General features: G+C 49.9%; 12 protein-coding genes and 1 pseudogene. 7 read left to right on the forward strand and 6 right to left on the reverse strand.

Annotated features, from left to right (window positions below):
• Positions 1-677 precede the first annotated feature (677 nt).
• Positions 678-1,046 carry a hypothetical protein gene (locus tag ACR0QV_RS02090; RefSeq protein WP_177748435.1) on the reverse strand — a complete coding sequence of 123 codons (369 nt, stop codon included), beginning with the start codon at positions 1,044-1,046 and terminating at the stop codon, positions 678-680.
• 92 nt (positions 1,047-1,138) lie between these two features.
• On the opposite strand from ACR0QV_RS02090, the gene gatC reads away from it, so the two are divergent.
• From gatC to ACR0QV_RS02110, 4 genes are all read left to right on the forward strand, one after another.
• Entirely contained in the window at positions 1,139-1,420 is a 282-nt protein-coding gene (gene gatC / locus ACR0QV_RS02095) for an Asp-tRNA(Asn)/Glu-tRNA(Gln) amidotransferase subunit GatC (RefSeq protein ID WP_432634339.1), read from the forward strand.
• Positions 1,421-1,424: 4 nt separating this feature from the next.
• A complete protein-coding gene (gene gatA, locus ACR0QV_RS02100) occupies positions 1,425-2,837 on the forward strand; it encodes an Asp-tRNA(Asn)/Glu-tRNA(Gln) amidotransferase subunit GatA (RefSeq protein ID WP_432634485.1) in 1,413 nt (470 codons plus the stop codon).
• Positions 2,834-3,277: an NUDIX domain-containing protein gene (locus ACR0QV_RS02105; RefSeq protein ID WP_177748439.1), complete on the forward strand. Its 444-nt coding sequence runs from the start codon at positions 2,834-2,836 to the stop codon at positions 3,275-3,277. The genes gatA and ACR0QV_RS02105 overlap by 4 nt, the downstream gene beginning before the upstream one ends.
• 500 nt (positions 3,278-3,777) lie before the next feature.
• Positions 3,778-4,446: a type IV pilin protein gene (locus ACR0QV_RS02110; protein WP_432634340.1), complete on the forward strand. Its 669-nt coding sequence runs from the start codon at positions 3,778-3,780 to the stop codon at positions 4,444-4,446.
• A 77-nt stretch (positions 4,447-4,523) separates the two neighbouring features.
• Here the strand turns inward: ACR0QV_RS02110 and ACR0QV_RS02115 are convergent, their stop codons facing one another.
• From ACR0QV_RS02115 to ACR0QV_RS02135, 5 genes and pseudogenes are all read right to left on the reverse strand, one after another.
• Entirely contained in the window at positions 4,524-5,909 is a 1,386-nt protein-coding gene (locus ACR0QV_RS02115; RefSeq protein WP_432634341.1) for a peptide MFS transporter, read from the reverse strand.
• A gap of 71 nt (positions 5,910-5,980) precedes the next feature.
• The gene (locus ACR0QV_RS02120) at positions 5,981-6,304 is read right to left on the reverse strand and encodes a hypothetical protein (protein WP_432634342.1); all 324 of its coding nucleotides are present in this window, start codon (positions 6,302-6,304) and stop codon (positions 5,981-5,983) included.
• Entirely contained in the window at positions 6,301-7,755 is a 1,455-nt protein-coding gene (locus ACR0QV_RS02125) for a RelA/SpoT family protein (RefSeq protein ID WP_428053004.1), read from the reverse strand. The genes ACR0QV_RS02120 and ACR0QV_RS02125 overlap by 4 nt, the downstream gene beginning before the upstream one ends.
• A gap of 4 nt (positions 7,756-7,759) precedes the next feature.
• Positions 7,760-8,905 (reverse strand): annotated as a pseudogene (gene lpxB, locus ACR0QV_RS02130) (lipid-A-disaccharide synthase); the annotation flags it as partial.
• Between the two features lie 8 nt (positions 8,906-8,913).
• Positions 8,914-9,978, reverse strand: a complete 1,065-nt coding sequence (locus tag ACR0QV_RS02135) for a Gfo/Idh/MocA family oxidoreductase (protein ID WP_428053002.1) — start codon at positions 9,976-9,978, stop codon at positions 8,914-8,916.
• A gap of 111 nt (positions 9,979-10,089) precedes the next feature.
• Here ACR0QV_RS02135 and ACR0QV_RS02140 point away from each other — a divergent pair, with 111 nt between their 5' ends.
• From ACR0QV_RS02140 to ACR0QV_RS02150, 3 genes are read left to right on the forward strand one after another with little or no spacing between them, the layout of a single operon-like run.
• Positions 10,090-10,548, forward strand: coding sequence for a nucleoside-diphosphate kinase (locus tag ACR0QV_RS02140; protein ID WP_087289197.1), 459 nt, complete (start codon positions 10,090-10,092; stop codon positions 10,546-10,548).
• Positions 10,549-11,400 (forward strand): alpha/beta hydrolase, encoded by an 852-nt coding sequence (locus ACR0QV_RS02145; protein ID WP_432634343.1) that lies wholly within the window; start codon positions 10,549-10,551, stop codon positions 11,398-11,400.
• Between the two features lie 13 nt (positions 11,401-11,413).
• Positions 11,414-12,361 carry a glycoside hydrolase family 3 N-terminal domain-containing protein gene (locus ACR0QV_RS02150; protein ID WP_432634344.1) on the forward strand — a complete coding sequence of 316 codons (948 nt, stop codon included), beginning with the start codon at positions 11,414-11,416 and terminating at the stop codon, positions 12,359-12,361.
• Positions 12,362-12,833: the final 472 nt, after the last annotated feature.

The following is a 12,833-nucleotide window of genomic DNA, read 5'->3' on the forward strand; positions in this document are numbered from 1 at the left end:
ATCTAACATGGTCATTCTGGAAGGTTTGCCGGCGCGGAGCGTTCCAGTATCTGTTGTTTTCCTCTTTTTTATAACGACAGATCCTGGATTACGACTTTCCAGGATGACGACAACCACCAACTACCCAAGCAGTAGATTCTGAAAACCCTGCGGGCCGCCAGTTCAGTATAACGGCAACAATAACGACAGATCCCCGACTAAAACCCTCGGGGATGACGACTAAACGATGTAGTTTTTATTGTTGGAGTTTTATTGGTTGGTGGCATTACAAAAAGAGTGTGGCTCTATTAATCAAAGGGGCTCGGACAATCTGCCGTCTGCAAGGCGCGGCGCGTAGTGTGTCGTCATCCCGTAGTGTTTTTATACGGGATCTCGTTGTTATTATTGTCATTCCCGAGTGTCGTAGTCGGGAATCTGTTTTTGCCGTGGTTGTTCCCTTACGCAAAGACAGATCCCCGAACCCTGAGGGTCGCAAATTCCCCGGGGACGGCACAACAACACAATAAAACAAGGTTGTTATAAAATTAGGAGGTCATCCTGAACTTGTTTCAGGATCTACCGATTGTGTCGTTGCTTTTTTATCGTTCTTTTTAAAGGGGTTGTTTCGTTTTTTTGTTAAAAATTTGTTTGCGTTGGATACAAAAAGCCCCGGGCAGGCCCGGGGCGTATAGCATAAATTAGGCAGAAGCCAAAATGGCTGTCAGCAAGGCAAGCAATGTCCCGCCGAAAAACAGCACTAAGAGTAGCGGCACGACGGCAATCCCTACCGTCAGCCACCCAAACAGTCCTGCCCACCAAGCCACGCGCCGGGCTTCGTCCGGCAGATTCGTGCGGGCCAAATCCTGCGCGCGTAAGGATAAAATCATCCCGGCAATCGCCAGCGGAATCGTAAAAAAGCCCGTAAAGCACGAAATAATAACCGCAATGACCGAAAGCGTAAAATGGCTGTTAATGCAGTTTGCGCCATTTAAATTGCATTTGCAGTCATCCGCGTTGCGTTTATCCGGCGTGCAAACAGGTTTATTTTCCTGCGTTTGGTTTTCCATAAATTTCCCCCTTGCCGCCAACCGGGCATAATGCCTAGCCAAACGGCTAAATTATTATATAAAATATATTTTTAAAGGGAGCCCTATATTTTATGGAAATAACTAAAAAAGATGTAGCCTTGGCCGCCAAACTTGCCAAAATGCAAGTAAGCGAACAAGAAGCCGCCATTTATCAAGAACAATTAGAAGCCCTGTTTAAATGGGTGAAGGAACTTTCCGCCGTGAATACGGATTCGGTCAAATTGACCAACGCCAACCACTCGGCGCATATCCGCCGCGACGAACCCGTCAGCGACTTAGACCGTGCCGCCGCCCTGCGCCGGGAATTTGGCGCGCTGGAAGACGACTGCGCAAAAGTAAAGAAGGTGCTTTAATATGATGACCGCTTTGGAAATTGTAAACGCTGTTGAAACGGGTGCAAAGACCGCTGAACAAATTACCCGGGAATCCTTGGCGAAAATTGCCGAGTTGAACCCCAAAATTAATGCTTTGGTAGAAGTTTTTGAGCAGGATGCCCTCGCACAAGCCAAGGCCGTGGACGCCAAAAAGGCCCGCGGCGAAAAACTGGGCCCGCTGGCCGGGGTGCCCGTGGCGATTAAAGATAATATCCTTTACAAAGGCCACAAGGCTACCTGCTGTTCCAAAATGTTGGAAAATTATGTGGCTTCCTACACCTCTGCGGTGGTGGAAAAATTATTGGCCGCCGACGCCGTGATTATCGGCCGCGCCAATATGGACGAATTTGCTATGGGCAGCAGTAACCAAACCTCCGTGTACGGGCCTGTAAAAAACCCCGTGAATTTGGAGTGCGTGCCCGGTGGTTCCTCCGGCGGTTCTGCCGCGGCGGTGGCGGCGGGTATGGTGCCTGTTGCCTTGGGTACCGATACGGGCGGTTCCGTGCGCCAACCGGCGGGTTTCTGCGGTGTCGTGGGTATTAAGCCTGGTTATGGCCGCATTTCTCGCTATGGTATTATTGCGTTTGCGTCCAGCGCCGACCAAGTGGGCGTATTGGCCCAAACGGTAGCCGATTCTGCCCGCGTGCTGGAAGTGTTATCCGGCAAAGACGTGCACGATTCTACCTCTTTGGACGCCGAGGTCCCCGCGTATGAAAAACTGTTTACGGACGGTTTAAAGGGCGTAAAAGTGGGCCTGCCCAAAGGCTTTTTGGACGGGTTAAATGCGGACATTAAAGAAAAAATGGACGCGGCCGCCAAACGTTTGCAAGAATTGGGCGCGGAATTGGTGGAAGTGGAAGTTCCGCACGCCAAATACGCGGCGCCTTGCTACTACATTATCACCAGCGCGGAAGCCAGTTCCAACCTTGGCCGCTTTGACGGTATCCGCTACGGGTACGCCGATAAACAAGCCCAAGATTTAAACGCCTATTACGAAGGTTCCCGCAAACCCTTCGGCTTGGAAGTAAAAAAACGCATTATTATCGGCACTTACGCGCTGACCTCCGGCCGCTACGAAGAGTGCTTTGTAAAGGCGATGAAGGTGCGCGAACTTATCCGCGAAGATTTTAGAAAAGCATTTGAAAAGGTGGATATTTTGCTGACGCCTACCTCACCCACCACAGCCTTTAAACTGGGGGCGCACGACGAGGACCCGTTGGCTCTGTATCTGGCGGATCTGTACACCTGCCAGGGCAATATCGGCGGTTTGGCGGGCATCAGCGTGCCGTTTGGCAAGGATAAAAACGGCCTGCCTATCGGCGTGCAGTTCTACGGGCCGATTTTGCAGGAAGAAAAGATTTTAAACGCGGCGTATAACTTAGAGAAGGGATTATGATTGTTTCCGAATTTTCGTGCGGCGGCGTGATTTTGGACGGGCGGAAGGTGTTGCTTGTCCAAGTCAAAAATATGAAAGGCAAAAAGATTTGGACGTTCCCCAAAGGACACATTGAACAAGGGGAAACGCCACGTCAGGCCGCGCTGCGCGAAGTGCTGGAAGAAACGGGCTATAAGGCCGTTATCGTCCGGCCAATGATTCGGGTGAAGTACGCGTTTACTTTTCAGGGAAATTACGTCAAAAAGATGGTCCAATGGTATTTGATGAAAAAACTGGGGCGCATTGGCAAGCACGATGCTTCCGAGATTATTTCAATCCGTTGGGTATCTCTTTTAAAGGCGCGCGAATTGGTGCAGTATCCGAGCGATATCCGCTTGGTGGATATGCTTCTGGCCAGTTTGCACATTGAGCCCTCCGAGGAACCGGAAACCGAAGAATAGGGGCTGTTTTAGTTAAATAACGGGCGGAGCGCAAAACGTTTGTTTAGGTTTTGCGTTCCGCTTTTTTATGGGCGCGTTTGTGTACGGTGCGCAAGGTGCCGGGCTTTTAATAAAGGGGTCATCCCGGAAGGTTTTTATCCGAGATCTTGTTGTTATTGTTGTCATTCCCGAGTGTCGTAGTCGGGAATCTGTTGTTTGTCGTTCCCTTTTTTATCACGACGGATCCCCGACTAAATTCCTCGGGGATGACGGCAACAAATATTGTTTTTATTGTTGCCATTTCGTTGGTTTGCAACATTACAAAAAGAGTGTGGCTCCATTAGTCAAAAGGGGGAAAAAGATAAGCCGTCCGCAGGACTTACTGTAAAGGGGTTGTTTCGTTTTTTTTTTTGTTAAAATTTTGATAAATTGCGGTGGTCGTACCCGGATGTATCCGCCGTATAAAAATGCGTATAAAAGGCCGTTTTGCTCAAATATAAAGGCCTTAACAAGGAGAAAAAATGAAAGGATTTATTACTATTAGCCGTGCGGCCACTGATGCTAGTGGCGTCATTCTGGAAAGTTGTAGTCCAGAATCTGTTGTTGCGAAACGGCGAGATTCCGTACAGAAACCTTACGGAATGACGTCTGTTTGGGGTGGCCGCACGGCTAATTATTTTTGCGCAGTTAGCCGTGGTTTTACACTTATTGAACTATTAGTCGTCGTGCTTATTATCGGTATTTTGGCGGCGGTGGCCGTTCCCCAATACCAAACGGCAGTGGATAAGGCGCGGTATAGCAAAATTATCCCTATGACCCGCGCTTTAAAGGACGCTACGGAAGTGTATTATATGGCAAACGGTACCTATAATTTTCAAATTGGGGATATTGATATCAGCGGTCCGGCGGGGTGCCAGTTCCCGGCAGGAGATAATATTGTATTGTGCGAGGACTCTTGGTATGATATTTTAAATCAAGCACAAAACGTAATGGGATTTATGGGGGCGCGTTACTCAACTATTACCGAACAAAACGCCTATCGGATTTGGTTGGACAACAATAACAATGGGAAACCGGCGGGGCAACGGGAGTGCGTGGCCTATGACGGAACAGAACGGGCGCACCGCTTGTGTAAGGCAATGGGGGGCGTGCGGGTTAGCGAGTGGTCCAAAGATTATATTTTGCCGTAGCCGTTTGCGAACTGTCGCCAGTATGGCATAAAAAACCCCCGCCCAAAAGAGCGGGGGGTTGATATCGTAATCAAAGATTAATGCACGCCGTGCATCCATTTTTTGATTTTGCCCGTCATAATCCACATAATTACACCGAACAAGGCAGACAAGACCGCCGGAACGGAGAACAAGGTGGAAAGGCTCCACGATTCGTAGTAACTGGCCAGCCAGCCGGCAAGCAGGTTACCAAAGAAACTGGCCGTCAACCATACGCCCATAAACAGGGACATAAATTTAAGCGGCGCGAGTTTGCTTACCATAGAAAGCCCCACCGGGGACAAGCACAGTTCGCCCATCGTGCAGAACATATAGACCAAAATCAGCCAAATCGCGCTGACCGGACCGTTGGCTTGGTACAAGGACGCGCCTACCGCAATAGCGGCAAAGCCGATACCTTGCAGGAACAAACCCCAGCCGAATTTGCACGGAATAGAGGGGTCTTTCGTTCCCATTTTAAGCCACAGTTTGGCGTAAATCGGGGCCAAGAGCACCACGAAAATGGGGTTCACAGCCTGGAAATAAGACGCTTTAAGCGTAATTTCCCCAATGAACGGCAACACCGGGTGCAGGTTGGTGGCTTCTTTGGCAAAGAAGTTCAAGGAAGTCCCGGCCTGTTCAAAGAACGCAAAGAAGAAAATAGCGAAGAATACAAAGGTGAAAATCGCTTTGATTCTGTCCCACTCGTCCTGCGTAAGAGGCTTTTGGGCGGCTTCGGCCTTGGCTTTTTCTTCGGGGTCTTCGTCTTGGATGTTTTTAGTTACGGGGTGCAAGCCGATGTGGCCCAAGTATTTGTTTTGGGAAACCAAATACCAAATAAGGCCGATGACCATACCGATACCGGCAGCCATAAAACCGTATTTCCATTTATAGGCTTCCAACGCGTTAAACGGGTCGGTAGGTTCGCCCAAGAAACCGCAGATGAACGGCGCAAAGAACGCACCTACGTTAATGCCCATATAGAAAATGGTAAAACCACCGTCTCTTCTGACGTCGTTGGGTTCGTACAGTTCACCCACAATAGAGGAGATGTTCGGTTTAAAGAAACCGTTTCCGATAATAATCAGCGTTAAACCCGTGCCCAGTGCAAGAACCGGGTTAATGAGTTCATAAGACGCCAGCGTAAATTGACCCATAGCCATTAAAATAGCACCAATGGTAATAGAGTGGCGTTTGCCGATATAACGATCCGCCAGGTATCCGCCCAAAATGGGGGTTAAATACACCAGGGCCGTAAACATACCGTAAATTTTGCTGGAAGTCGCTTTGGTAAATCCAATTACGGTACTAATCATAAAGAGCGACAGAAGAGCTCTCATTCCATAGTAGTTAAAACGTTCCCACATTTCAACCATAAACAACATATACAGCGCTTTCGGTTGACCGTGTTTGGTAACGTTATGCTTTACTTCATTGTCTGTCATTTATTTCTCCTTGTTTAATTAAAAGGGTACTCTATATTGTACAAAAATATAGGCACACCAGAGAGGGAATATTATAAGGTTGGCAGTCCGCCGTTAAGTAATAGTTGCGTGGCGTCTTGCATTAACAGGAACGCGTGGTAAAAGGCCACCGCCAAATATACGCCCACAAGTAGGAGCAGCAAGGTGTATATCCATTTGGCGGGTGTGGAGATGATTTTGGAAAGCCACACCAGCGGCAGGGCAAACGGTCCCAATACAAGGGCTGCCAGAATTATCCCGGAGTGGGAATAAAAAAATCCGCGCCCGGGCTTTAAACTGCGCCCGCAAAAGCGGCAGTAATTGTCCTTTTCGTCCACCGCGTTGTGGCAATGCGGGCAGGTTTTTACCTCGTTCACAGTTCCACCCCTTTGCTGCGCAGGTAACGTTTGATGTGGCTGCGGGCCCCGGCGGTTTTGGCAAATTCCAGCCAATCGCGCTTGGGCGCGCCGTTCTTGCGCGTGATAATTTCGCACACATCGCCCGTTTTAAAGGCGTAGTCCATACGCACCATACGGTTATTTACCTTGGCGCCTACATAGTGGTCGCCAATGTCGGTATGAATCGCGTAGGCGAAATCAATGGGCGTGGAGCCCTCCGGCAGGGATTTTACGTCCGCGCGCGGCGTAAACACAAAGATTTGCTGTAAGTTTACGTCCGTTTTGAACCCTTCCAAAAATTCGCGCGGGGCGGTTAAATCCTGTTGCCACTCAATCCAGCGGCGGATCCAGTTAATCTTTTCGTCAAAGTTTTTGTCGGGCTTTACGTTGCCCATTTTGTAGCGCCAATGCGCCGCGATACCGTATTCGCAGGTGCGGTGCATTTCCTCGGTGCGGATTTGAATTTCAATAATATCACCCGTGGGGGACAAAACCGTCGTGTGGATACTTTGGTACATATTGGCCTTTGGCGTGGCGATGTAATCGGTAAACGTGCCCGCAATCGGTTTAAAAACGCTGTGCACCAAGCCTAGGGCGCGGTAGCAGTCCTGCAAGGTTTTGGTAATAATGCGCACGCCCAAGGAGTCCTGAATTTCGGCAAAGGTACAATGGTGCTTTTGCATTTTGCGGTAAATGGAATAGTAGTTCTTGGCACGGGCCAAAATACGGAAGTCCAAATTGTCGGCTTTGAGGGCAGGTTCCAATTGCTTTTTAAAGGCTTCCAGCGCGGCCTGACGGTCGGCGGTGCGGGCTTCCACTTGTGCTTTAATGTCGGCATATTCCTGCGGGTGGAGATATTTAAAGGACAAGTCCTCTAAATCCGTTTTAATGGTGAACATCCCCAACCGCTGGGCCAGCGGGGCATAGAGTGAAATGGTTTCATAAGCCTTAAACTGCTGGCGGTCCGGCGGCATAAAATCAAGCGTGCGCATATTGTGGGTGCGGTCCGCGAGTTTGATTAAAATAACGCGCACATCCTCGGCCACGGCGATGAGCATTTTGCGCCAGTTTTCTACGGTTTCCTCGTCGGTGGAGGAAAATTTTAAGTCGCTTATTTTGGTTACGCCTTGCACCATATGGGCGATTTCCGGGTTGAACTCCCGGCGCAGGTCGTCCAAGGTTACGGAGGTATCCTCTACCGTGTCGTGCAGGAGCCCTGCACAAATGGTGTCGGCGTCCAAGTTAAAATCCATTAGAATATTGGCGACGTGGCAACAATGCGTAAAATACGGCTCGCCGCTTTCGCGCTTTTGCTTTTCGTGTGCCTTTTCGGCAAAGTGATACGCCTTTTCAATCAAGGAAGTGTCTTGATTGGGGTTGTATTCTTTAAACTTACGGAGCAAGGCCGGTAAATCGGGAGCGTTTTGCATAAGGTTACTCGTGTTTTAAATCGTTTAAAATTTCCGCCGCGGCACGTTTGGCTACGCCGGGTTCGCCCAAAGACGCGCGCAGTTTGAGCAAGTCCTCGCGCATTGCGGTCAGTTTGGCCGGGTTTTGGAACATTGCCATTGTTTCCGCCGCCAAAGAGTTGGGCGTGGCGTCCTGCTGGATGAGTTCCTTGACCAGTGCGCGGCGCGCAAGCAGGTTGACGAGCGAAATATACGGCACTTTAATCACGCGTTTGGCAATTTCGTACGTCGGCCAGAAGAGTTTGTACGCCACTACCATAGGAATACCGAGCAAAGCGTTTTCCAAGGTGGCGGTGCCGGAGCAGGCCAGCAAAAAGTCCATTTCCGAGCGTTTGGCGTAATGGTTGTCTTTTACAAAATGGAAATTGTCGTGCGGTTTTTCACCGATTAAATCCAAGAACACCTTTTCGTCGGCGTCCGGCAATAAAAACATATACGCCTGCGTATGGGGGAATTCCTTTAACACTTGTTTAAAGGTTTGGTAGAAAACAGGCGTTAAGCGCTTGATTTCGCCCATACGGCTGCCGGGCAGCATACCCAGTTTCCAGGCGTGGTTTTTATGGTCGGTTACGTTGAAATTTTTGTCCTTGGGGGCGGGCAAATAGTCTAACAAGGGATTGCCCAAAAATACGGCGTTTCCGCCAAATTGTTTGTGAAATTCCGGCTCAAAGGGGTAAATGACGAACATTTTTTTCGTCAGGTTCGCCAGTTGTTTGGCGCGGTATTGGCGGCTGGCCCATACCTGCGGCGTTACATAATAGTAGGCCGGGATGTTGCGGTGCTTGGCCATACCCAATACTTGGTGGTTAAAGCCGTAAAAGTCCACTACGATAAGCGCCACCGGGTTTTGCGTTTCCATATAGTCGCGGATTTGGTTTAAAAGTTTAATCCAAAGCGGCATTTTTTTAAGCGGTTCAATAAATCCGCTTGCGCCTTGGCTGGCCAAATCAAACATAAAGGTATCGCTGGCGGACGCTAATTGTTTGCCCCCAATCGCCGTAACGCGCACATCGGGGTCGGCTTCTTTTAAAGCGCGCACCAAGGCGGCGGCGTGGATATCGCCGGATACATCCCCCGCCACGATGAGAATATTTTTAGAAATGGGGGTAATGGTGGACATTATTTTTCGTCTCCTTTAAATTGGCCCAAGGTTTCGTCCAATACGGCTTGGGCGGCGCGGGCAACGGTGCTGATGGCCTGCAACGGTTTGGGCGTATGCAGGTGGCCCGTTTTCGGAATATCAAAACGGTTCATTTTTTCGCAAATTTGCAACGCCAGTTCTAGGGCTTTGGTGCCCTTTTCGCCGCTGGGGGCAGGCGTTCGGGCCGTTTTGATGCAGTCAATAAAGTGTAAAATTTCGGCGGTAATGGGCAACTGCTTTTCCACCTTGGGGTAATTGACCGTCAAATCGTTCATATTATTAATGACGGGTTTGTCCTTGCTGTAAGTTTTTACGCGGGCGTTCATAAAGTCCACAGACACATATCCGCTTGGCTGGAAGAGGTGCATAAAGCGGGCGCGTTCAAAACTGGCGCGGCTGGCGGTTACATCGGCCACGGCACCGTTGGCAAAGTGCAGGCGGACGTTGGCGATGTCCTCGTGCGGAGAAAATACGCTAAGCCCCACTGCGTCCACGTGAACAACCTCGCTGGGGACAATGGTATAGAGTAAATCAATATCGTGAATCATCAGGTCCAGCACTACGCTAATGTTGGCCATACGCCCGTCGTACGGTCCTTGGCGGGTAATGGTGATAAAGCGCGGGTCTTTGATGTATTTTACGGCTTCCACTACGGCGGGGTTAAAGCGTTCCACGTGTCCAACCTGTAAAACCAGGTGGTGGCGTTTGGCGGCTTGGATTAAGTCGCGCGCTTCTTCCATTGTTACCGCAATCGGTTTTTCTACAAGCGTATGCACGCCGTGTTCCAAAAAGTACATACCGATTTGGTGGTGTAACTGCGTAGGAGCCGCCACAATGACGGCGTCCACTTGCCCGACGAGTTCCTCGGGCTTCGTGTAAGGGGTGCAGTTGTGCGCCCACGCGAGTTTTTGCGCGCGCATTACGTCCGGGTCGCACACGCCCACCAGCGTAACCCCTTTCATTTTAGCAAGGGTGCGGGTGTGGAAAGTTCCGATTTTGCCGGCGCCGATAACGCCGAATTTAATAGGTTTATCTTGGACCATAGATCTTTTCTCCGTTATTATCTATTATACCTAATGTGCCCTTGTATTGGGCAAAATCCTTTGCGCGCGCAAAAAAGTTGACAGGCGTTTTAATCTTGGTATAATGTGAATATGAGATATATGGAAAGAACGCTTGTTCTAATTAAACCTGATGCTATTGAAAAACGCATTAGCGGTCTTATCTTGGACCGCCTTGATCACCTCGGCCTGCAAATGACCGGGGCCAAAGTAGTTTCGCTTACGGAAGAATTGGCCCGCGCGCACTACAAAAATTTGGAAGGCAAACCCTTCTTGGAAGAAGTTATCCAATATATGATGGGTGAATTTAACAATGTGCCGAACCATAAAATTTACGCCTTCGTTTTCCAGGGCGAAAACGCTATTGCCAAAGTCCGCCAGGAAATCGGCAGCACGAACCCCGAAAAGGCCGCCCCGTGGACGATCCGCGGCAGTTTCGGCCGCTTTATCGGCGATGTAATGCAGAACTGCGTACACGCCTCCGGCTCGCCGGAAGATGCGGAAAAGGAAATTGCGCTTTGGTTTAAACCCGAAGAGGTGCTGGACCGCTAAATGTTTGTCCGTTTACTTAAAATTGCCGCGCCGGCCTTGGTGCTGGCGTGTTCTTTAACGCCGCTTTTCGGAGCGGAAACGGAAGAAAAGACGGTTTCTTTGTCCACGCAGGACGGTTGGGCGCTTTCCGCCGTGTACCGTCCTGCTTCTTCGCAGGATAAAACCGTTGTCTTGCTGCACGATTTAAATAAAAAGAAAGAAGATTTTTCCTCTTTTAAGGCCGACCTGGCCCGCGCGGGGTTCGGCTATTTGGCGTTGGATTTGCGCGGCTACGGCCAAAGCACGGGCGGCGGCGAAGCCAAAACCTTTGCCAAGGAAGGGGTGGATAACCAATTTAATAAAATGACCCGCGACGTGGACGCCGCGATGAAATTTTTGCAGAAGAAAGGCGTTACCCCTACGGAAACGGTGCTGTTGGGCACAGGCCTTGGCGCCAATGTGGCGGCTAAAAGCGCAAGTTTCTGGCCGGACGTGTCCGCCTTGGCCCTCATCAGCCCGACTACGAATAACCGCGACGTTCTTTCCATACCTGCGATGCGGTTATATAAGGGTGATGTGCTGATTGCCGCGGGTGCGGCCGACAAAAAAATGTTTTTGGAAGCCAGTGTGATCCGCAATGTATCGTTTTTAAGCGCGGGCGAAGGAAAAGTAACCTTTTTAACCGCGTATGATTTAACGTCGCACGAAATGTTGGACAAATATTTGCGCCCGTCGCTTATTCAATGGCTCAAAACGCCGCATAAGCCCGAGGTGCTGCCGGACCCCAAACTCACGCCGGACCCGATTCCGTCGGACGGCGCGTTGGTGGCTCCTTCGCAGACCGAAGATGCGCTGGTTCCGTCCGTACTTTGATTAGGAGTCTTTTGTGAAACCCGCCCGTATTGTTTTTCCCGGTTTTTGGTTTGGAGAAAGCGACTTAAAACAAGCCGAAGAATTGGCGCGCCGCGGCGTGGGGGGCTTTTGCCTCTACGGGGCGACCGCGCGGGAAGCCTACGACTTTACGCGGCGTATGCGCGACGTTTCACCCTACGACCATTTGCTCTTTTGTGCGGACATTGACGAGGAATTAAATGAAATTATTACCGATGCCCCCGCCCTGCCGCCTAATGGTTCGTTGAACCGTTTTCCCTCGCCGCAGGACGGCGCATACCGCAAGGGGAACCTCTTGGCGCGTATGGCGCGCAGTTTGGGGATTGATTGGGTACTGGCCCCGGTGGTGGATTTGGGGTATGCTTCCCCGGCGTTTGCCGATGTGCCGCTGACGGTTACCCATTTGGCGGGCGATTTTATCGCGGGGCTTTCCAACGGCGGAGCCTTAAACTGCGTAAAATATTTCCCCGGGGTTTCCGGGGTTTTAAAGACCTTGGCGCAAATGGAAGATGCCGAATTTGTACCTTATAAACATATCTTCCGCCGCGCAGATGCCATTATGCCCTCGGATATGACGTTCCCCAATATTGATAACGACAACCAGGCGATGCTGTCGGATAAAATGATTAAGGGGCTTCTTAAAAAGCGGCTTAATTACAAGGGTTGTGTGGTAAGTTTCCCGCTGTTTAAGGGGCGGCTTCGCTACGAGGATGCGAGCGTAATCAAAATGTTGCATTGCGGTATTGAGGATATTTTGGCTCCCAAGGATGCTTCGTCCGTGATTGACGCGATTGAGCGCGAAGTGGATAAGGGTTTTTTAATGGACGAGATTATTCACGCCGTTTCCAACCACGAAATGTTTATCAGCAAAGTTTTTATGGGCCCGGAACCGATGGACTACAAGGAAGCCTTTGATATGGCCCGCAGTACCTTTGGAAAATAAAAAAGTTTGTTATTTTCTCAGTCCCCGTACAATTTTTATATGAGGGCTGTGTTTTGTAAGGACAAAACAACTACGAATAACAGATTCCCGCGCGGTTCCACGCCGGCTAAATTAGGAAATGACGACTTTCTGAAAAAGGAGGTCATCCTGAACTTGTTTCAGGATCTACTGCTTGGGTAGTGGCTGTTATCTAAAAGGTCATACTGGAAGGTTTGGCGGCGCGGAGTGTTCCTGTATCTGTTGTTTTCCACTTTTAGAGTAACGACAGATCCTGGACTACGACTTTCCAGGATGACGGCAACGACTAGCGACACAATCGGTAGATTCTGAAAACCCTGCGGGTCACCAGTTCAGGACGACGACCTTATTTTGTTGGGTTTCTTGCCGTCATCCCGGAAGGTTTTTATCCGGGATCTGTCGTTGCTTTTCCGTCGTTTTTTTGTTAAAATTTTAATAAATTGCAGTAGATGTA

Origin of the sequence: Candidatus Avelusimicrobium sp., assembly GCF_050873505.1 — a bacterium.
Lineage (GTDB): Bacteria > Elusimicrobiota > Elusimicrobia > Elusimicrobiales > Elusimicrobiaceae > Avelusimicrobium.

Bases quoted from the DNA above. Each gene is read 5' to 3' on its own strand.
- ACR0QV_RS02090 (WP_177748435.1), bottom strand. From the start codon at position 1,046: ATGGAAAACCAAACGCAGGAAAATAAACCTGTTTGCACGCCGGATAAA.
- gatC (WP_432634339.1), top strand. From the start codon at position 1,139: ATGGAAATAACTAAAAAAGATGTAGCCTTGGCCGCCAAACTTGCCAAA.
- gatA (WP_432634485.1), top strand. From the start codon at position 1,425: ATGACCGCTTTGGAAATTGTAAACGCTGTTGAAACGGGTGCAAAGACC.
- ACR0QV_RS02105 (WP_177748439.1), top strand. From the start codon at position 2,834: ATGATTGTTTCCGAATTTTCGTGCGGCGGCGTGATTTTGGACGGGCGG.
- ACR0QV_RS02110 (WP_432634340.1), top strand. From the start codon at position 3,778: ATGAAAGGATTTATTACTATTAGCCGTGCGGCCACTGATGCTAGTGGC.
- ACR0QV_RS02115 (WP_432634341.1), bottom strand. From the start codon at position 5,909: ATGACAGACAATGAAGTAAAGCATAACGTTACCAAACACGGTCAACCG.
- ACR0QV_RS02125 (WP_428053004.1), bottom strand. From the start codon at position 7,755: ATGCAAAACGCTCCCGATTTACCGGCCTTGCTCCGTAAGTTTAAAGAA.
- ACR0QV_RS02135 (WP_428053002.1), bottom strand. From the start codon at position 9,978: ATGGTCCAAGATAAACCTATTAAATTCGGCGTTATCGGCGCCGGCAAA.
- ACR0QV_RS02140 (WP_087289197.1), top strand. From the start codon at position 10,090: ATGAGATATATGGAAAGAACGCTTGTTCTAATTAAACCTGATGCTATT.
- ACR0QV_RS02145 (WP_432634343.1), top strand. From the start codon at position 10,549: ATGTTTGTCCGTTTACTTAAAATTGCCGCGCCGGCCTTGGTGCTGGCG.